At 52.5% G+C, this 19,937-nt stretch carries 16 protein-coding genes and 2 pseudogenes; 12 read left to right on the top strand and 6 right to left on the bottom strand.

Annotation, left to right across the window (positions count from 1 at the left end):
- Positions 1 to 200 precede the first annotated feature (200 nt).
- The 3 genes and pseudogenes from FE783_RS15975 to paiA all read left to right on the top strand — a co-directional run bounded on the left by FE783_RS15975 (position 201) and on the right by paiA (position 1,749).
- The gene (locus FE783_RS15975; protein WP_138880371.1) at positions 201 to 575 is read left to right on the top strand and encodes a nuclear transport factor 2 family protein; all 375 of its coding nucleotides are present in this window, start codon (positions 201 to 203) and stop codon (positions 573 to 575) included.
- 178 nt (positions 576 to 753) lie between these two features.
- Positions 754 to 1,206 (top strand): annotated as a pseudogene (locus tag FE783_RS15970) (MarR family winged helix-turn-helix transcriptional regulator).
- A gap of 78 nt (positions 1,207 to 1,284) precedes the next feature.
- Positions 1,285 to 1,749: pseudogene (paiA, locus tag FE783_RS15965) on the top strand (spermidine/spermine N(1)-acetyltransferase).
- Between the two features lie 89 nt (positions 1,750 to 1,838).
- On the opposite strand, the gene FE783_RS15960 reads toward paiA, so the two are convergent.
- The gene (locus FE783_RS15960; RefSeq protein WP_238403099.1) at positions 1,839 to 2,291 is read right to left on the bottom strand and encodes a CBO0543 family protein; all 453 of its coding nucleotides are present in this window, start codon (positions 2,289 to 2,291) and stop codon (positions 1,839 to 1,841) included.
- Positions 2,218 to 3,360: a DUF2515 domain-containing protein gene (locus FE783_RS15955; protein ID WP_138880370.1), complete on the bottom strand. Its 1,143-nt coding sequence runs from the start codon at positions 3,358 to 3,360 to the stop codon at positions 2,218 to 2,220. The genes FE783_RS15960 and FE783_RS15955 overlap by 74 nt, the downstream gene beginning before the upstream one ends.
- A gap of 67 nt (positions 3,361 to 3,427) precedes the next feature.
- Here FE783_RS15955 and shc point away from each other — a divergent pair, with 67 nt between their 5' ends.
- Positions 3,428 to 5,290, top strand: coding sequence for a squalene--hopene cyclase (gene shc / locus FE783_RS15950; protein WP_138880369.1), 1,863 nt, complete (start codon positions 3,428 to 3,430; stop codon positions 5,288 to 5,290).
- A gap of 55 nt (positions 5,291 to 5,345) precedes the next feature.
- Here the strand turns inward: shc and FE783_RS15945 are convergent, their stop codons facing one another.
- Positions 5,346 to 6,104, bottom strand: a complete 759-nt coding sequence (locus FE783_RS15945) for an NAD(P)-dependent oxidoreductase (protein WP_138880368.1) — start codon at positions 6,102 to 6,104, stop codon at positions 5,346 to 5,348.
- 160 nt (positions 6,105 to 6,264) lie between these two features.
- Between FE783_RS15945 and FE783_RS15940 the strand changes: the two genes are divergently transcribed.
- Positions 6,265 to 6,615, top strand: a complete 351-nt coding sequence (locus tag FE783_RS15940) for a winged helix-turn-helix transcriptional regulator (protein WP_138880367.1) — start codon at positions 6,265 to 6,267, stop codon at positions 6,613 to 6,615.
- Positions 6,616 to 7,054: 439 nt separating this feature from the next.
- On the opposite strand, the gene FE783_RS15935 is transcribed toward FE783_RS15940, so the two are convergent.
- A complete protein-coding gene (locus FE783_RS15935) occupies positions 7,055 to 8,407 on the bottom strand; it encodes a GGDEF domain-containing protein (RefSeq protein ID WP_138880366.1) in 1,353 nt (450 codons plus the stop codon).
- Positions 8,408 to 8,959: 552 nt separating this feature from the next.
- On the opposite strand from FE783_RS15935, the gene FE783_RS15930 reads away from it, so the two are divergent.
- From FE783_RS15930 to FE783_RS15910, 4 genes are all read left to right on the top strand, one after another.
- Entirely contained in the window at positions 8,960 to 10,261 is a 1,302-nt protein-coding gene (locus tag FE783_RS15930; RefSeq protein WP_158301834.1) for an ABC transporter substrate-binding protein, read from the top strand.
- 31 nt (positions 10,262 to 10,292) lie between these two features.
- Entirely contained in the window at positions 10,293 to 11,018 is a 726-nt protein-coding gene (locus FE783_RS15925) for a creatininase family protein (protein ID WP_138880364.1), read from the top strand.
- A 153-nt stretch (positions 11,019 to 11,171) separates the two neighbouring features.
- On the top strand, positions 11,172 to 12,386 hold the full coding sequence (locus tag FE783_RS15920; protein WP_238403098.1) for an N-acetylglucosamine-6-phosphate deacetylase: 1,215 nt from the start codon (positions 11,172 to 11,174) through the stop codon (positions 12,384 to 12,386).
- 115 nt (positions 12,387 to 12,501) lie between these two features.
- Positions 12,502 to 14,295, top strand: coding sequence for a polysaccharide deacetylase family protein (locus FE783_RS15910; protein WP_138880363.1), 1,794 nt, complete (start codon positions 12,502 to 12,504; stop codon positions 14,293 to 14,295).
- Positions 14,296 to 14,486: 191 nt separating this feature from the next.
- On the opposite strand, the gene FE783_RS15905 is transcribed toward FE783_RS15910, so the two are convergent.
- Positions 14,487 to 15,107: a 3-keto-alpha-glucoside-1,2-lyase-like domain-containing protein gene (locus tag FE783_RS15905; RefSeq protein WP_138880362.1), complete on the bottom strand. Its 621-nt coding sequence runs from the start codon at positions 15,105 to 15,107 to the stop codon at positions 14,487 to 14,489.
- A 20-nt stretch (positions 15,108 to 15,127) separates the two neighbouring features.
- Positions 15,128 to 15,919 (bottom strand): IclR family transcriptional regulator, encoded by a 792-nt coding sequence (locus FE783_RS15900; protein WP_158301833.1) that lies wholly within the window; start codon positions 15,917 to 15,919, stop codon positions 15,128 to 15,130.
- A gap of 254 nt (positions 15,920 to 16,173) precedes the next feature.
- Here FE783_RS15900 and FE783_RS15895 point away from each other — a divergent pair, with 254 nt between their 5' ends.
- From FE783_RS15895 to FE783_RS15885, 3 genes are all read left to right on the top strand, one after another.
- Entirely contained in the window at positions 16,174 to 17,433 is a 1,260-nt protein-coding gene (locus FE783_RS15895; protein WP_158301832.1) for a dihydrodipicolinate synthase family protein, read from the top strand.
- Positions 17,426 to 18,526, top strand: a complete 1,101-nt coding sequence (locus FE783_RS15890; protein ID WP_138880359.1) for an alanine racemase — start codon at positions 17,426 to 17,428, stop codon at positions 18,524 to 18,526. The genes FE783_RS15895 and FE783_RS15890 overlap by 8 nt, the downstream gene beginning before the upstream one ends.
- Positions 18,527 to 18,878: 352 nt before the next feature.
- Positions 18,879 to 19,913 carry a zinc-dependent alcohol dehydrogenase gene (locus FE783_RS15885; protein ID WP_238403097.1) on the top strand — a complete coding sequence of 345 codons (1,035 nt, stop codon included), beginning with the start codon at positions 18,879 to 18,881 and terminating at the stop codon, positions 19,911 to 19,913.
- Positions 19,914 to 19,937 lie beyond the last annotated feature (24 nt).

Genomic DNA, 19,937 nt, shown 5'->3' with positions numbered 1-19,937 from the left:
TAGGAAACCAAAAATCCCCTTCTGTACAATTTTGTTCCTGTGAGGCTGTGTCTATTAAAACTCCCCCTCAACGAAATCGTAAGAAAACAAGAGGAAATTGGAGATATGCATTTATTCATAGAGGGAGGATAGTAGGTACGGAAAATTGTAAAATGGACAATATGAGGGAATAATGCACTTTAAAGAAAGGAAGCTTTCCAATGATGACTTCTAACAAAGACAAGGCGGTATCATTTTTGCAACTGGTGGCGTCGGGCGAAGTGCGTGAAGCATACCGAAGGTACATTAGTCCGGGTTTCCTCCATCATAATCCCTTTTTCCGTGGAGACGCTGATTCACTAATGCTCGCCATGGAAGAGAACGCCGCCAAGAATCCTCACAAAATCCTTGAGGTCAAACGTGCTATCGAAGAGGGTAATATCGTTGCGGTGCACTCCCATGTCAAACAAAATCAGGAAGACATCGGAGGAGTTGTTGTCCATATCTTCCGCTTCTATAACGACCTGATCGTCGAATTATGGGATGTGGGACAGCCCATTCCGGAGAAGTCCCCGAATGAGAATGGCGTGTTCTGATGCGGGATATTGTTACACGATGGATATGAGAGTTCAATATTAGGATCTAACGAGGCAGCCGGCGAATCGATCCGGCTGCCTCGCTCGCTTAACGGGATTGAATTGTTGTAAATACAACAAAAATGAGATACTTTTTTCTTACCACCTTTGAAAAATACAAGATTAGTGGGGGTGCAATATGAAGGAAGTTCTTCGTGAGGTTGGAATGATTGCCAGGTCATTGGATTCTATAAGTAATATTGAGTTTAAGAAATATGACCTTACAAAAGGACAGTACTTGTACCTTGTGCGAATCTGTGAAAATCCAGGAATAATTCAAGAAAAGTTAGCTGAAATGATAAAGGTAGACCGAACAACGGCTGCTCGTGCCATAAAAAAACTTGAGATGAATGGATTTGTTGAAAAGAATGATGATCCAAATAACTAAAAAATTAAAAAACTATTTCCTACAGAGAAAGGGAAGACTGTTTACCCTTCAATAAGAAGAGAAAACGATTATTCCAATAAGGTCGCACTATCCGGATTCTCCGAAAGTGAGGTGGAAACTATTTTTAACCTGCTGCAAAGAGTCAGAAAAAATATAGAAAAAGACTGGGAGTTTGTAAAAAAGGGAAACAAGAGAATGTACTGATTTCTATAAGGAGGACAAGCAAGATGACTATAACCATAAAAAAAGTGCACGCTTGAAGATCTAGGCTTACTTCAAGACATTAGTGTCGAGACGTTTAATGAGACATTTAAGGATCAAAATTCGCCTGAAAATATGAAAGCCTACTTGGAAAGAGCATTTAACTTAAAACAACTGGAAAAAGAATTATCAAATATCTGTTCGGATTTTTATTTTATTTATTCTAATGAGGATATTGCCGGGTATTTAAAAGTAAACACCAATGATGCTCAAACTGAAAAAATGGGCAATGATTCGCTTGAGGTCGAGAGGATTTATATAAGGAAAAAACATCATTAACAGGGGCTTGGTTAATATCTAATGAATAAAGCTATAGAAATAGCGGTAGAACGGAATAAAGAGAAGATCTGGCTGGGGGTTTGGGAAAAAAATGAAAGCGCGATTACCTTTTATAAAAAAATGGAGTTTGTTCAAACCGGAGCCCACTCTTTCTATATGGGCGATGAAGAACAAATAGATTTTATAATGATCAAAGCACTCCTATAACATTATTCTGAAATAATATTCTAGTATTATGGATAACGTTAAATCGATAGCGGATTTAAAAAAGCGTTAAACTCTAGTTCAATCCAAGCTTATCCGCTTCTATTCTTCAACCCCAAATAAACCACTGAAATGATCGTGAAAAACAGCAAATAGCCGAAGAAGCTATACAGATGCAACCATTTCTCGGAATGGACGAATAACCCTAGCCGCTCCGCCGATTTTTCCATAATGGGCATCAACAGGCTGACAAACAGAATCAAACCTGCCCTCCCCCATCCATTCGCAAGGGATAGGCCATACAAAAAAATCATCGTCAACAGGGGCAGCCCGATTAACGTAAAGAGAATATGGATCGAAAAGATTTCCGGCAGCAGTCGATGGGGAAACTGATACATCCCTTTGCCGACAAAATAGAGGTCCAAATACGTACCCAGCAGTGACGCCAACAAGGCACAGGTAAAACGATCTTTATTCCAAAAAGCCGATCGTTTTTTTGGCAAGCGCGGCAACCTCGAGCCGCTCCAATGTTTTGCAGTATTCACTTTTAATCTCTCCGTCCACCGTTACTAGGTCATCCTCTAAATAATCCGCCGCTTCTAGATCTTGAAACCAATCCCCCGGCTCGGCTTCCGGCTGGCTGACGTTTTTCCAGGCATGCTCGAGTTTGGGGCTGTAAATTCTCCTCGCTCCCTTGAGAAGCCTGCACGACTTTAACCTTAACGGATACGGAATTCCCGGTGTACCTTCATTTACGGAATTGAATACATGCGGCCAGTAATCTTTCCTCGATCCCGTATGCGGATGACGTTTCGCCCAGTCCAGGGCCTGTGAATGAAAATCCATATTTTTAAACAAAACGGCATACAGCCTTTTTCCGAGTAAAATCCGCTCATGGAGAGATTGGAACTGGTGAAGCGTCTGCCCTAATACATGCTCGCCTTCCGTTGGAAAAAGAATTTGATTAAAGGACAGCCAATCCTGAAGGTGAAATTCGATTTTGTTCAGCACTTCTTTCTGATAATGGGGATTTTGAACGACCCTTTGCTCCAAGTAGCTTTGTTCATTGATGATTAAAGCTATGCAGTGAATATGCGCATCCCGTACTTTCCAAAAATAGTTCCAAACCGTTTCCATAAAAATCGAAACCTTCAGATGAGGCAGTAAAAAAAACAGGGGCTTATTGTGCTTCAAACTCTCCTCGTAAAGCAGGAATTGCGGGTATACATCTTGGAAAATCAGCCAGTTGCCGCGTTCCAAAAAATGAAAAAAGGTTTCCCGCTCCATATCGGAGAGCAGCTTGGTCAGAAACTCCCCCTTAAGATCGGTCATATTCCATCCGCCATTCCGTGATACCATGTGGCCTAAAAATGCCCAGTGGATTTCAGGATGCCGCACATAATACTCGAGATAGGCTTTAGTTCGGGTCACATTATTCAGGTTGCGTTCACGGGTAATCAGCCTGATGTCGTTCAAAAGCGTTTTGTCTGCAACCGTTAACTCTTTCGAGACGGCGGGGGACTGTTTCTTTCTTTTCTTCAACTCCTCGCGAATCGTTTCAATCGGTGTTTTTTGGCGGTTTCTTGTGAAAAAGATAGCGGCCTCCCCCCTCATGAATTCAATATGGTAGAGCTGAATATGAATACTTAAACTGTGCTTTGCGGGAGGAAGGAGTGCCGGAATGATCGATACGGCGAAGGGGATCCGATGGATGATTGAAACGCTTCGAAAAGACCAAGCTCCGGACGGGTCGTGGGCTTATCCGTTTGACACGGGTATTTCTACCGATGCCTATATGATTATTTTATTGCGGACTTTAGAGATTGATGATGAGGAATTAATTGAAGGGCTTTGCCGGAGAATATTAAGCAGACAGCAGAAAAATGGAGCATGGAAGCTTTTTTACGATGAAGGAGAAGGGGATGTAACGGCCACTTTAGAAGCCTATTACGCACTGCTTTTCTCCGGATTGTACAGCAAAGCGGACGAACGTCTTCGCGCCGCTCTTCAGTTTCTGATCGCAAGCGGCGGTTCATCGGAAGTGAGTATGTTTACGAAAATCATGCTGGCACTGATCGGGCAATATAAATGGCCTTCCTTTACCCCTTTGCCGGTTGAAATGATTTTGCTCCCGCGCTGCTTCCCGATCCATTTTTATTCTATATCGGTTTTCGGGAGAGCCAATCTGACTCCGATAATGATCCTGGCCGATAAGAAGTTTTCCGTTCAACCCGCAAATGCGCCTGACCTATCCGAGTTGAACTGGTTGGCGGATGAGGAGGAGGGGTGGATTCGCTCAAGCGAGTGGCGTTCCCTGCTCTCCTTTATTCAGTACGGAGTCCAAAGATTGTTAGGCGTCCCGAGGGAACTGCATCGGTTAGCCCTTGAGCGTGCCCAACAATATATGCTTGATCATTTGGAGCGGGACGGAACCTTTTACAGTTATTTCAGCAGTACCTTTTTAATGATATTTGCCCTTCTTGCTCTGGGGTATAAAAAAACTGATCCCGTCATTACTAAGGCTGTCGAGGGGATTCGGGCCATGAAATGCGAAATTAACGGTCTGCCTCATATGCAATATACTACGGCCAACGTGTGGAATACGTCGTTAATAGGCTATTCGCTTCGGGCAGCGGGAGTTGCGCGCGAAGACCCGATGGTGACAAAGGCAAACAACTACTTGCTGAGCCGCCAGCATCACCGCTTCGGCGACTGGGTCGTTCACAACCCGGGCGGTTTGCCGGGCGGCTGGGGGTTCTCCGATGTGAATACGATGAATCCGGATGTGGATGACACGACTGCTTCGTTAAGGTCCATATCCGGCATTTCGTCGCATAACCGGACTGCCTGGGACAAGGGCGTCAGCTGGCTTTTGTCGATGCAAAACGATGATGGCGGCTGGCCTGCCTTCGAGAAAAATACCGATTCCAAGCTGCTGGAATTTCTGCCGCTTGAAAAGGCCCGGTTTTTGCTGGCGGATCCCTCTTGTGCGGATTTGACAGGGAGGACGCTTGAATTTCTCGGGAACTATACGAACCTTCCCGCGAGCCATTCCGTTATCCGGAATAGTGTACATTGGCTGTTGAATAATCAGCGGAAGGATGGGTCGTGGTACGGGCGATGGGGCATTTGTTATATTTACGGAACATGGGGCGCGATTACAGGCTTGAAAGCGGCGGGCATCTCGAATAGCACACCAAGCATTCAAAAGGCGGCGGCATGGCTCGGGAATATTCAGAACCCGGACGGCGGATGGGGCGAATCGTGCCATAGCGACATTCAAATGACCTACGTTCCGTTAAAGACGAGCACGCTGACCGATACGGCTTGGGCGTTGGATGCGTTGATAACGATTGCCGACCGGCCGACTGCTGCCATCCAAAAAGGAATAACCTATTTGCTGGATTCCCTCGAGAAAGTGGATTGGACGACGGACTATCCAAAGGGCCAAGGAATGGGAGGATCGTTCTATATCCATTATCATAGTTACCGATACATCTTTCCGCTGCTTGCCTTGGCGCATTATCGAAGGAAGTTTGAATAACCCCGAGTTGTCGGTCAACGAAAACCGCCCGTTAGGGCGGTTTTCCGTCTTCTCATCACTGTCCCAAGCTCCAGCCGGCCTTCTCCCCACCGCTCCCTTCAGGTAGGGCAATTCCGACGCGCTTGCCCGAGAACGGTCCCGAGCGTTCCAGATGGTTTAGGATCAGGCGAGCCGCCTCCTTGTACGGTATGATCAGCTCGGGAAGCTTCCGGGCGATCAGGCCGGACAGCTCCGCATCCGGCAAGGATCGTTCGGATTCCGAGAAGGCCAAGGGCAGCTCTTCTGCCGAAATACGAAGATTCGCCATATATGCGCTGTCCGGGGAGTTCTCCACCATCGGTCCCGGACATAGAACGGACCAGTCGAGCTTCGATTGACGGATGCGGTCGTAATTGTTCTGGTGGATCCGATACATCGGAGGCATACCGGGAAGGCCCAGGCTGTTCCGATCCGTATGCGGAATATCGAGTAGAGCGGCGCCGGCCAGCATCCAGAGCCGTCCGCCGAAGCGGGGATGGCCATCCGCTTGAGTGACGATCGTGTCGACGATGCGGGCGAAAGCGTCCGCATCCTTCGGATTGCCTGCCGAGATAATGGCCGCATCGCAGCCCGATAACGCATCGTACACTTGCTGCGGATCGGTGGCGTCGCCTTCCACTATGGTTAATTTTTCCGATTGGGGAGCGTTGTCGGATCGCTCCGGCCCTTTCTCGCGTTTTCTCGCAAATGCGGTTACATGGCAGCCGGACAGTAACCCTTCCGAAACGAGATGCCGTCCGAGACTTCCATTCGCTCCAAAAATGATGACGTTCATTTATACCTCCCGTGAGTGTCGATAAATTTAGAGATTCATGCTTCGTAGTGAACTATAGCATGCTTGCCGAAAACCGAACAAGAATGCACTTTTTCGTGATATACTAACCAAAATGTGAGCTATGGCTTGCTAAGCGACTTTACGAGGAGGGTGCAAAAAGATGGAGCAAACACTGCCTGAGCAGCTGAAGGGCTTGCAGGAATGTCCCCACCGGGGGGTGTTGGATCTGATTTTCCAGAAATGGACGGTGATCGTGATCTATCATCTCCACCTGGGACCTCGCCGATATAATCAACTGCACCACGATATTGACGGGATTTCTCACAAAATGCTGGCGCAAACGCTCCGGCAGCTGGAGTTTGCCGGGATCGTGAAGCGAACCGTCTATCCGCATGTCCCGCCGCAGGTGGAATATGCGCTGACGCCGCTGGGTGCGACGCTGATCGAACCGCTGAACGTAGTCGCGCAATGGACTCACGACCATGCCCACGAATTGCGGTTGGAGAAATAGGCGTTCGGAGTCGGCTCATGAGACGGCAAACAGCCCCCACCATACGGAGATGAGGGCTGCATGTTAGCTTGAACGAATCGAACTTCACTATTACTGAACTCTATTGCGCTAATGACTGGCCGGATGGGTGAATACAGTGAATGACGAACCAAACTTCACTAATACTGAACTTAAGTTCAGTATTAGTGACTTCAGGTTCACTGTTTCAACAATTGCCGAGAAGTGGAGCTGATTAGCGCCATGAGGTTCACAAATAAGCAAATCCAGTTCATTGTTCACCTAGACACTGCAGGCAGGTTTTACGAGAATTCGCTTCAAACCTGCCTTTTCCCGGGCGGACGGTTTGGCCGTCAACTTTTGCGACATGACCCCCAGGTATAGGATAGGAGCCATGCGCAACGTCTTAGTCGTATTTTCCGCCATCTCATCGGTCGATATATTATCGATTGGTCGCCCGGATCAACTGCTCGATGAAGGTGAAACGAAATACTTGGTTCGGTCTTCCCCTGGATTTCACTTTGTCCTCGCCCACGATTTCAATAAGCCCCGCATCCAGCAAAGCCGCCAAATTGCGGTGTACGCTCCGTACGGTTAGCCCGAGAACGGAAGCCAGCTCCGGAGCGATAAAATCGACTTTGCCGGTCCGTGTCATATAAGCGATCAGCTTGCTGAGCGAAGTTCCCGAGAAGCCTGTGTCGCGGGTTTTCCGGATCAGCTCCGTATCGATCAGAGAGAGGTCGTACTTGTGCGGCTCGGTCATTTCGAGCGGCCCGATGATGCTCTTATCCTCTCGAACAATATAGCAAATATTGCCGCCCGCATCTTTGCAATGACGCAAAGCAACGCGAGCGTGCGTGCCGGCTTCGTTGGCCGAGCGTCCGAAGCCGATTCCGATGCTTAGCGTGACGTTCAGCAATTTCTCCGCTTCCCGCGCGATAGGGATAAACTTATAGCCCTGCGTCCCCCGTTCGAACGTTCCGCGAGTCGTGATGAAAAAATATTCGTCGCTTCCAAGCTGCGTCAAATGACCTTCGAGAGATTCGATATAGCCGAGCAGCAGACGGTGAATATCGAGCTTGAGCCTCTGCACCTCCAGCTCGGAGATGGAGTTCTCGGCAAGCGACCGAAACTGGTCGACATTGATAAACCCGACCACCACCTGGCCTTCTTTGTTGCGCCGGCTTTCCGTCGAGAGCAGCGCCCGCGACAGCGAGATATCGATATCTTGTTCGGTAGGAATGATGGGCTCGTTCGGGATGCCGAGCCGGGTCAACTCGTCGGAAACTTGATGATTGGCGGTCAGGACGGCTTTCACGTGTCCTTGTTCGATCTGCCTGCGGTGGAATTGGAGCAGTTCATCCCGTGAAGGGAGCAGGGCGCTTTGGTGATAGACGACCTTGGTCGACAGCTTGTTCAAATCCTCAAGCGCGGAAATCATGTCCCTGCGGGATACGGAATCGACCGAGATCGAATCCAGCCCGTATTTATCATGTATGCAAAACAGCGCCCGGTACAGGCAAGTGCCCAGAATCGGGATGTAAAGGACCGGAATGGAGAAATGAATTTCCTTGAGGGCCAGCTGATACGGGAGCAAACCGGAGAACAGCAGCACTTCAACCTCATTCATCAGCTGTCGGGCCAGCTCGGGAGCTTCTTCGTTATGGTCGAATATTTTGATCTTCGGCTCGAAAGTCGGAAATTTCTTCACCGATTGAAGCATTTTTCGCACGATTGCTTCCGGACCGATCATACCGATAGAAATGTGCGATTGATTAGCCGCGATAGTTTGCATAGTTGACTTGCTCCTTATCGTGAAGTGGAACCTGGACATGACCTGGATCGGGACGTTTAGGCGCCAATGTCTGTTTATACCAGTATAGTTTGAATAAGACGTTTATTCAATTCTTCGTTTCATGCTGAGAACTTAAGCGGACATGAAAAGAGCAAATCGTCGCGGACATGGGCGGTGTCGTCTAACATTTCGCATCCGCTGCGGAGGCGGCTCATGGTGTTTAAGCATCATTGTCTGTTTATACCGGGCATTATTCGATGAAGGCATTTATGCAAATCTTCGTTTTCAAATCGGAGTCTGTCCACTCGTCCTGCTGGATTCGGCAAATATTTAACCGGATTAAAACAGACATTATCTAGACATAGAAGACGTTATTTAGACATTGTCTTTGAAATATTGCAGTTTGTATAATCTGGTTGTAACCGATTTCATGAAGTGCAAGCGCATGGGTGGAAAGGAGAGGACGGCAAGGGGCGAGAGAAAACGGTTTTTTTTGCAATGGCGTCGGTTACGAATGTTGGGGACTTTGGCTGCGGAAATGGAGGAGTAACAATGAAGAAACGTTTTTATCGCGGAGGGGCCGGCGCCCTGCTCGCCTTGGCTCTTGCTGCAGTTACGGCTTGCGGCGGCACTTCGAGCGGAGAGAAACCCGAGCAGAAGCCGCAAGTCGGCAAGACCGCGGAACCGGTCGAGCTTCACTTGTTCAGCTTGAGCGGGCAAAATATGGACTGGTTCGACAACACGTACGGAAAGTACTTGTACACTAAATTTCCGAACATTACATTTAAAGTCCATTTTCCCGATCAGATGAGTCTGACAGATTATATCGGCACCAAAGGACCGCTTGATATCGCATTCGGAGCTTATCAGAACTACTACACGCAGCTGCAAAATCTGAATTTACAAACCGATATTACGGATCTAGTCAAGCGCGACAAAATGGATCTGGGCAAAATCGATCCTACTGTCGTTGAACTGATGCGGCAAATGGCTAACGGAGGCATATACGGGCTTCCGGCCTTCGTCGGCACGTCCGGCTTGTATTACAATAAAGATTTGTTCGACAAGTTCGCGGTACCCTATCCGAAAGACGGCATCACGTGGGATGAATTGTACGAGTTGGCCGTCAAGCTGACGCGCAAAGACGGGGATGTGCAATATTATGGCTTCGCCAACGACAACTTGAACTATTTGCAGGTCAATCAATATTCGCTGGATATGGTCGATCCGAAAACGCATAGAGCCAGCTTCGAGACCGACGCATGGAAGAAAATCGTGTCTACCTTGACGAGGTTTATGACTATACCGGGGATCGATGTGACGCAGGCGACGGTTGCTGCTTTCAACACGAAGGGGACTGTGGCGATGGCCACTAACTATACGGGCTGCTGCGGCTTTACCCCGGGCGACGGCGTAAAAAATTGGGGAGTCGTCCGTATTCCGGACTTCCCGGATATTCGCGGCATAGGACCGCAATCGGGCGCGAACTACTGGTTCATGAGCTCGACCAGCAAGCATCGCGATGCAGCTTATGAAGTGATGAAGTTTATTATTTCCGACGAATTCCAGGCTTCATTGAATGCGAGAGGGCTGGCTACCGCTTTGAGCGACACGAAGCTGCATTTGAATTACGGCAAGGATTTACCGAAATACAACGGGCAAAACGTAGCTGCGTTATTCCCGAAACACGCCAAAATGTCCAATATTACGGAATATCAACTCGTGGCGGCCCAACAATTGAACGCGGCACTGACCACCATCGCGACCAAAGGCGTAGATATGAATACGGCGCTCAGGGAAGCGGCCGAGCTCACGAACAAAAAGATAGACGAAGCCAAGCAAATGAAAAAATAGAACATGCGGAAACGGAGTGGAGATAGAGACCATGCTAACGATTCGCGATACAACACGCGCTTTCGAGCGAGCCGCTCCAAGTATAGCGGTTCTGCCGATAGGCGCCGTCGAACAACACGGCAGCCATCTGCCCGTCGGAACGGATTGCCTGATCGTCGGACATTGGGCCGAGCGGATCGCCCGCGAACTGGATGCTTACTTGCTGCCGGTCATTCCGATAACGTCCTCCATCGAGCATCGGCAGGCAAAAGGAACCGTTTACTTGAAGGCGGCGACTCTCGGAAGCATCGTCCGGGATGTGGCGGAATCGCTGCAATACGACGGCTTCCGTCAACTCATTATCGTGAACGGCCACGGCGGCAATTGGATATTAAAACCGACGATCCGGCAGTTGAACCGCGACCTCGATGGACTTATGACGATTCTGATCGACACTGCCGTCGGAGTGGGGCGTGCGCACGAGGTGATGGAGCATACGGCGAATGATGTCCATGCGGGCGAGTACGAGACTTCCATCATGATGCATATTCATCCCGAGCTTGTCGGTCAAGCCGTCGAGCCGGCCGATCGGCGGTTCTATCCGCAGGACTACCTCGACTATTTCGATTCGACCGAGCTTACGGAGGACGGCTATTGGGGATATCCGGAATGCGCAACGGAAGACAAAGGCCGGCGGATGATGGACATTATGGTCGATAACGCATTGGACCTGATTCGGAAGTTGATGCTGATGCGGCAAAACAAAATGCAGAAATAGAGAGGAAGACAAACCGATGTCACAACTGCATACCGGTTGTTCGCGCGTTGCAGGAGACGGAAGGCGGGGGCATCATCGGCGCGACTGCTGCGGACCGATGCGAAACGGTCTTCCTAGGGATACGCAACGAATAGCATGGAGGCGATGATACATATGCGGAAAGGCGGCAGCGGTGCCCCGGTTTCCGAAACGGAGTTTATGATCGAAGGCAGGCACTTTGCGGCGGATAGCGGCGAACATATTCGTCTCTTTGTTGCCGACGGCTATATCACGAGAATCGAACGGATGCCGGCGGAAGGCGAGTATGCGCTTCACTTACCATGGATCGGTCCCGGGCTCGTCGACCTTCAATTGAACGGCCACGCGGGACTTGACTTCAATTCCCACCCCTTGCCGCCGGGGCGGGTCATCGAGTTGACGCGACTGATGTGGAAAGAAGGTGTAACATCGTACATGCCGACGCTGGTGACCAACGATCCCGGGCGCACCGAATCGGCCGCCGCCGCAATAGCCGAAGCTTGTCGGCTGGATGAGCAAACGGAACGCACGATCGCCGGCATCCATCTCGAGGGGCCGTTCCTATCGCCGGAGGACGGAGCGCGCGGTGCGCATCCGCGCGAGTTCGTTATCGCGCCGGACTGGGACTTGTTTCGGCGCTTACAGAAAGCTGCGGATGGCCGCATCAGGCTGCTCACGCTATCTCCGGAATGGCCGGAGGCGCCGGACTTTATTAGGCGCTGCGCGGATAGCGGAGTAGTCGTCTCGATCGGCCATACGGCTGCTTCATCCGAACAAATCGCTGCAGCCGTAGCAGCCGGTGCGACCATGTCTACGCACCTCGGCAATGGCGCGCATCCGATGCTGCCCAGACATCCGAACTATTTGTGGGAGCAGCTTGCGCATGACGAACTGTACGGTTGCGTCATCGCCGACGGTTTCCACGTTCCGTCCGCTTTCTTGAAGGTGGTGCACAGGATGAAACGGGATCGTTTCGTGCTGGTCAGCGACGCCGTCCTCTACAGCGGCATGGCGCCGGGCGAGTATGATAACCCCGTCGCGGGCGAGGTTGTGCTCACCTCCGAAGGCCGATTGCATCTGAAGCGAGATGCCCGTCTGCTGGCCGGTTCGGCGCAAATGCTGACACACGGCATCTCGAATCTAGTCAGGGAAGGCATCTGTACGACTGCCGAGGCGTGGGTAAGCGCCTCAACCGCCCCTGCTGCGGCAATGCGCCTGCCCGTATCAGCCGGCCTCGTACCCGGGGTGCCGGCGGACATCGCGGTGTTCGACCGGACCGACGATGGCGGTATACGCATCAGAGCGTCCTACAAGCACGGAGTAAAGGTTTATGAAGGGGAATCGGAATGAACGGCACACAACCGATGGCGTGCATACCTTTACTCCGCAAACGGAAGAAGAGTATCGCGAAGCGCTGCGCTCCTATTTCGGAATCACGCTACTTTAAACGAAAGGGAAGGGAACGATGATTCATATCGTTTGGAATGAAGCGGAAGGCGCACGCGTCAACCGGGAAGGCAGAAATGAGGTATCCGGTTATTTGTCGGAAATGCTATCCTATCTGGGATATCGTTGCCAAATGTGGACTCATCGGGATTGGATAGACCGGCAGCCCCAAGGGTTTACGGTTGTGGCCGGGGCCTCCGATCTCGCGGAATGGCCGGCCGTATGCGACGCTTACGTCAAGGAAGGCAATGTCCTGCTTGCGATCGGAGGCGTCTACGGGCTGGAAGAAGTACTTGGCGTTACGTCGGCAGGGGTCGTTCAGGAAGGTTGGGTGCAGTGGGAAAAAGATGCCGAATGCCCGGCGGCCGGGCTAAGGAGCTCTTTTCACTTCTTCGGGGCGCATGCCGTCACGGCTGCGGATAGCGGCATTGAGACTTGGGGCAGGCTGACGGGAAGCCTCGGCGTCCCAGCCGATCTGCCGGAAGACGCGGCCCACCCTGCCATTACGGAGCGGCGGATCGGTCACGGACGCGCCGTTATGATCGGAATTCATTTGATGAATACGTTCTTCATGATTCAGCAAGGAATAGCGGTAGTCCGTGACGGATTGCCCGCCGATGACGGCACTGCCGCCATCAACGACGGGATTTGGAAAAGCGACGACGGCTGCGTGCTGGATTGGAAGCGCGACCGGGACGCGGTCGAGCCCGGAGGCGTTCCGTTCTTTTTGCATCCGATCGTGGATGAATGGCGTTTCGTCCTGCAGCGGGTGATCCATTCGCTTATACAATCGACAGGCTCCCCGCTGGCGCAAGTATGGTTCTGGCCCCGAGGGATTGAAGGAATCGGGCATATTTCGCACGATACCGACGGCAATAATCCGGAGCATTGCGCCGTCACGCTGCAAAAGCTTTCCGAGGCGGAAGTTCGGTCAAGTTGGTGCATCATTTTGCCGGGGTACGACGCGGAGACAAATCGGCGAATCGATGCCGAGGGGCATGAGATTGCGCTTCACTATAATGCGCTGGGTACGGAAATTCCGCATAGCGAATGGTCCGAAGAGCATTTCCGAATGCAGCTCGACGATCTTCAGGTGCAATTCCCGGATCGTCCGATCGTTACCAATAAGAATCATTATTTGCGCTGGGAGGGAGATGTCCAATTTTACCGCTGGTGTGAGCGCGCCGGGATTTCGCTAGAGCAGAGCAAAGGGGGAACGAAGCAAGGAAACAAAGGTTTCCTGGCCGGCACTTGCCACCCGTATGTCCCGGTGGAAACGGAGTCCGAAAGGAATCGGCCGTTTAACTTGTTGAGCTTGCCCACGCTAGCCTGGGATCCGCCTGTTCCCGCCCGATGTACGCTCGAGGAAGCTTGCGCGATTACGAACCGGGCTCGCGACGTATATGGCGTCGCTCATTTTTTGTTCCATCCGGGGATGGTTGGGAAACGGAAAAATGGCGTCGGCGAGTCGCTTGTCGAGCTGGTTCGATACGGACGCGAGAAAGGGTTGGAGTGGTGGACCGGAGAGGAAATCGAGCGGTGGTTTCGATTGCGCAAGCAAGTGCAAATGGAACTCAAGCGAGCGCGGGATGGAGACTTTGTGCTGAACGTCTCGACGGAGTATGCCGTACAGGGGCTGACGCTGCTGCTCGCGGCGGAAACAGGCGTTCATTTGGCTGCGGAATGTCAAGACGGATCGACGTCGATCGCCTCGTTTCGGCCGGTCGAGCGATTCGGGCGCTCGTATTGGGAACTGATCGCGGACGTTGCGGCCGGCGCGATATTCATTTGTGTTCGGATCCTGCAACGATAAGGAGGATGGGACGATACGGCCCAATGAGTGACGGCGGCTCTGCCGCCGATTTGGGCGTGGCGACGGTATCACGGCGGCAAGTAACGGAGTTGCCTAATTCGGTCCAAATATTCCAAGCTGCATGGTTGTGCTGTAAATCGTTGTTCAGGGCTTGGCCGGAAGGCCGGGCCCTGAATGTTTTTTGCTTAGGGTTAAAACTCCGGCGTATAACTCATTTGCCTCGGAAGCCAAGCGATTTGCCTCACCTTTAAATTACGGATCTGAACGTGGCTGCCGTACACCTCGAGGCCGATTTTGGCGTGTTGCTGCGAGTCGATCGGGTTCGGGTCCGTCATCTCGATGATCAGCTTCCCGTCGAGGAAGAGGAAGCAATGGCCTTGAATACTGCCCACCATGACGTGATATAGGTGCCCCGGCTGAAAATTGAACAAAGGCGTAGTTGCGACCAGACGGTAGTCGGGCAATTTTTCGAAGCCCGCTTTCCCCTCCATCCAGCCTTGGATCCCGACTATGTAAGCCGTGCGGCCTTCTTTCTCCGTATCCCAAGTCGCATTCCACATAAAATCGATGTCGTGCGTCGAAGGCAGTACCGTTCTTGCTTCGCATTCGATCATGATATCGCCGGGATAGTCGTCACGCGATAATAGCAGGCCGGAACCCGTCTGCTTTTTCCCGGTTAACCAGCCGCCCTCCACCCGCCATTCACCGCTTTGTATACTCCATTTCCTGTCGAAATGCTCCTCAAGCGTCAGTTGGTCATCCAACACGGCGGATTTGTTCAAATCGATTTCCTTATTCAATATATTCAGCATCTGCATGTTCTTCCTCTCATTCATGTCGATGGTTGGATCGGCTCTACATATCCGAGCTGTACGGAGATCCGTAGAGCTTGATCGCGGAGAATGAGCCCCACTTCGTGAAACTTGTTGGCCGGAAGCTCGTTGCGGAGCGCAGTGATGCTTACCGCAGCCGCGACTTGGCCGGATTTGTCGTAGACCGGCGCAGCTACGCAGCGAATGCCGCTCTCGCCTTCCTCATCTTCGAGCGCATACCCGTTCTCCCGGACAGACTGCAAAATTTCCTTAAAAGCTTCCTTGGTCGTAATGGAGTTCGCGGTATAGGCTTGAAAGCCTTGCGCGTCGATGATCTCATCGAGCTTATCCTCCGGCATGTAAGCGGCCAGCACTTTGCCGCCTGCGGATATGTACAAGGGCCACGTATGACCGATAGCGGTAGAAAACTGCACGAAACCGGGTCCGCTCACCTTCTCGATGTACATGGACTTGCCGTGGTCAAGCTTGGCGAGATGCACGGTGAAGCGGAGCTGCTCGGCCAGCTCTTCCATAATCGGGCGGGCGACTTGCCGGATATCCAATTTGGAAAACAGACTCATCCCCAAATGATACAGCTTCAACGTCAGCTTATATTTGTCCCCATCCAGCTTCTCTACGTAATCGAGCGTCTCGAGCGTCGTTAAGATCATGAAAACAGTAGATTTGGGCAGACCGGTGATGGCGTAAATATCGGTAATTCCTAACGGCTGCTTGGATTTCGCCAACATTTCGATGATGGCCAGCCCTTTCTCCATGGCGGGGACCGAGTAACGATTTTTATTGATTTCCATCGAATACTTGCTCCTTTTCGGTATATCAAAAACAATTTCGATCAATGGCTTTATTAAATCACAGTAGGGGTGAAAATGCAACATTTCGCATTCTTCCCGGTAAGGTTTTTACACTTAAAGAAACATTGACCGAATCGAAGACGGGATGATATAGTGTGTTTGTTTCGTGATACCAAATTTATTTTCGGTATAACGAAAAAGGGGTGAGGAGTACAATTATTGCCGAATGAATCGATCAGGAGGTCATGGAGTACATGGAGCAGAAAATCAGGGTTGGAGTAATCGGAGCAGGGCGGCAAGCGCAATCTTTTTTGAAATTGTACTCGGAACATCCCAAGGTGGAGCTTACGGCGGTCTGTGACGTTTCCGAGGAGCGGTTGACGGCTTCCGCGGAGCGGTGGGGCGTGAAACACCGGTTCAACGACTTGTCGATATGCGAATGCGGCGATGTGGACATGATTTCCGTTCATACGCCGGACCACTTGCACGCGGAGTCGTTTATCCGGGCGCTGGAAGGCGGCAAACACGTCTTCGTCGGGTTCTGGAAGCGATCGAGACAGGAAAAGCCGCAGCCATCCGCTGATCCGATGAAGCGCGAAAAACCGAGAGGAGAACGGATACCTATGGTGATGCAAGGCAATATCCCGGTCATTCCGACCCCATTTCTGCAAGGGAAAATCGAATACGCGGGCTTCGACCGGCTTTTTGAAAGAACGGCCGATTATTTGGAAGGGTATGTCGTATGCGGCAGCACCGGCGAGGCGCCGGCCCTGACGTCCGCGGAAAGGAAAGAAATCGTCCGTTATATCGCCGCTCGGCTGCCCGCGGAGAAGCATATCGTAGTCGGCTTGGGCCACACCTGTCTGGAGGAGGCGATCAAGATCGGTCGTTCCGCCGCGGAGCACGGGGTGAAGGCCGCGCTTGTCCCGAGTCCGTACTATTTCCCGAATTCGCTGGATATGGTGATCGACTATATCGGTAAAGTCGCCGAGGGGACCGGACTGGACATCGTGTTTTACGACAACCCGGTCACTACCGGCACCCGATTTACGGCGGAAGACCTGCTGACCTTGGCCAAAGCCGTGCCGGGCATCAAGGCGATCAAGATGACGGACCACAGCTTCGCCAAAATCAGAGTGCTGAAAAGCAAAACCGGACTGGTCGTGTTCGGAGGCGACGATATTATTTGCTACCGCTCTTTTGTGGCGGGAGTGGACGGCAGTATGATCATTGCCCCGATCATTCACCCGGAGGCGTTCCGGGATTGCTGGCGCGCCTTCCGTGAAGGGAAGGCGGAGCTGAGTTTTCGGCTGTATAGCGAGAAGCTGCTTCCTTTTATAAGCATGTTCGGCCCGGGAGACGAAATTCCGACGACGAAAGCGTTGTTTCACCATCTCGGCGTGTTTTCGAGCGCGGAAACGCGGAGTCCTCTGCTGACCGCCGACAGCGACAGAGTCCGCGAAGTATTGCTCGGCTACGGACAGATCATGAAATCCGGTACGAGCGATGGATAAAGGACAATTGGACACCCCATTCGTGCTGGTCGATCTGGACAAAACGGAACAAAACATCGCCGCCTATCAGGCCGTGGCGGACCGCTGCGGGGTCAAGCTGAGACCGCACGCCAAGACGCATAAAATACCGCAGTTGGCCCGCATGCAAATAGCCGCCGGGGCCGTCGGCGTTACCGTTGCCAAAGTCGGCGAAGCCGAGGTGATGGCCGACGCCGGAATCCCGGATATTATGGTCGCGTATCCGGTCGTCGGGGAGGCGAAGCTGGCGAGATTGGCCCGCTTGGCGCAAAAGTCGCGCATCACGGTTGCCGTGGACAGCGAGGAAGCCGCAATCCCGCTGGCAGAGGCGATGACCGCGGCCGGAGCTAGCGTCGATGTGCTGATCGAGCTGGATTGCGGCTTCGGCCGTGTCGGACTGCAGCCGGGGGAACCGCTGCTGCATCTGGCCCGGCGGCTCGTCGGTCTAACCGGCTTGCGGATGACAGGCATTCTCGCTTTCGCCGGGCAAGCGTACGATGCGCCGGATGAAGTGCGGCTGCGCGAGATCGCCGCGCACGAGGCGGGAATGGCGGCCGAAGCGGCACGGCTGCTTCGGAACAATGGAATTCCGGCGCACACCGTCAGCGTCGGATCGACGCCGAGCAGCCGCTATGCCGCAGAAGGCGTCGGGGTGACGGAAATTAGGCCCGGCGCTTACGTGTTCGGCGATTTGATGCAGGTGGATATCGGCGCCCATCGGCTGGAGCAATGCGCGCTGACCGTGAAAGTGACGGTCGTCAGCAGACCGTCTACCGATCGGGCGGTCATCGATGCGGGAACGAAGGTGTTTACGATGGACGGCAATCCTTCTTCGCTCGGTACGGGCCGGGGGTGGGTGGTCGGGCACCCCGGAATATCCGTGGAATGGTTTACGGAAGAGCACGGAATGCTGCGATTGGCGCCGGAGGAACAAAGCTTGCGGGTAGGCGATACGCTGGAGATTGTCCCCGTTCACTGCTGCGGGGACGTCAATATGGTCGATGAGGTGGCCGCCGTCAGGGGCGATTGCGTGGAGGCGATATGGCCGGTGGCCGCCAGAGGGAAGGTGCGTTAGAGTGTATCGTATATCGTCTAACGGACCGTTCGCCCGTCGAATAAGGTTCAAATGTACATCGTCGCACCGAAATTCCGATAAAACTGCCGGCAGTGGCAGGGTAGCGAGATAATTAGTGCTCAAATGTACCTTATATCCGCCAAATTGGCCGCTCACCCATCGAATAAGGTTCAAATGTACATTATCGCTAAGAAATTCCGATAAAACTGCCGAAAGTGGCAGGGGGGCGAGGTAAATAGTGTACAAATGTACCTAATATCCACCAAACGGGCTGCTCGCCCGTCAAATTAGGTTCAAATGTACATTATGGAGTGATCAGGGGTAAAACGTTTTTATGGGAGGAGTAACGCGTATGAAAGATAGCACGCTGGAAGAAGGGACGATGCAAGCGCTGGTCTACGAAGGTCCCCGCACGATGATGATGAGGGAGGTGCCGGTACCCGTCCTGCGGGACGATGAAGTGTTGATTCGGGTCGTTGTTGCGGGAATATGCGGATCGGAATTGAGCGGGTACACCGGACACAATTCGCTGCGCAAGCCTCCGCTCGTGATGGGTCATGAATTTTCCGGTGTGATCGAACGGACCGGCAGCCGGGCCGGGCGGTATCGGCCGGGTGACCGGGTGACGGCCAATCCGCTGGTGACATGCGGAGCCTGTACGTATTGCCGTACCGGCCGTTCGCAGCTGTGCAGGGAAAGACAGCTGCTCGGCGCTCATCGTCCCGGTGCTTTCGCCGAATACGTCGCCGTGCCGGAATGCAACGTCGCCAAGCTGGACGACCGCATCTCCTTCGAGGAAGGAGCGTTCGCCGAGCCGTTCGCATGCGCCGTCCACATATGCCGATTGCTGGCGCTCGCGCCTACGGACCGGCTGGTCATATATGGAGCCGGTCCGATTGGACTGTTCGCACTGCAGGCCGCCCAGGCTTACGGAGTTCGGGATGCGGTCGTAATCGACTTGAACGAAGCCCGGCTCGCGATTGCCGCGGAATTGGGCGGCCTTGTTGTGACAGACTTGGAGTCCGCGCCATATGCCGCCGGCGAATATGACGCGGCGATCGATGCGGTGGGGGCGGAAGTGACCCGCCTCCGCTGCGTTCAGGCGGTTCGCGCCGGCGGCCGGGTCTTATTTACCGGCTTGCATGAAGCGGAAAGCAAGCTGCCGATCAACGAGATGATCCGAAATGAGGTGGCCACTCTGGGTGCGTTCGCCTATTCGGAGCAAGATTTCAGTACCGCGCTGCGCTGGATCGGGGAAGGCCGGGTCCGTCTGCTGCCGTGGACTGTCCAGGCCCCGCTCGCGGAAGGCGGAGTCTGCTTCGAGCAATTGATCGCCGGCCCGGGCAAGGTTGCCAAAATATTATTGACGCCGAGTGTTCATCCATAACGAGGCAAATAGCAATCGAAACAC

Source organism: Paenibacillus mesophilus, from assembly GCF_005938385.1.
In the GTDB taxonomy this organism is placed as follows: domain Bacteria; phylum Bacillota; class Bacilli; order Paenibacillales; family NBRC-103111; genus Paenibacillus_AB; species Paenibacillus_AB mesophilus.
This window is presented reverse-complemented; position numbering and strand designations above follow the sequence as displayed.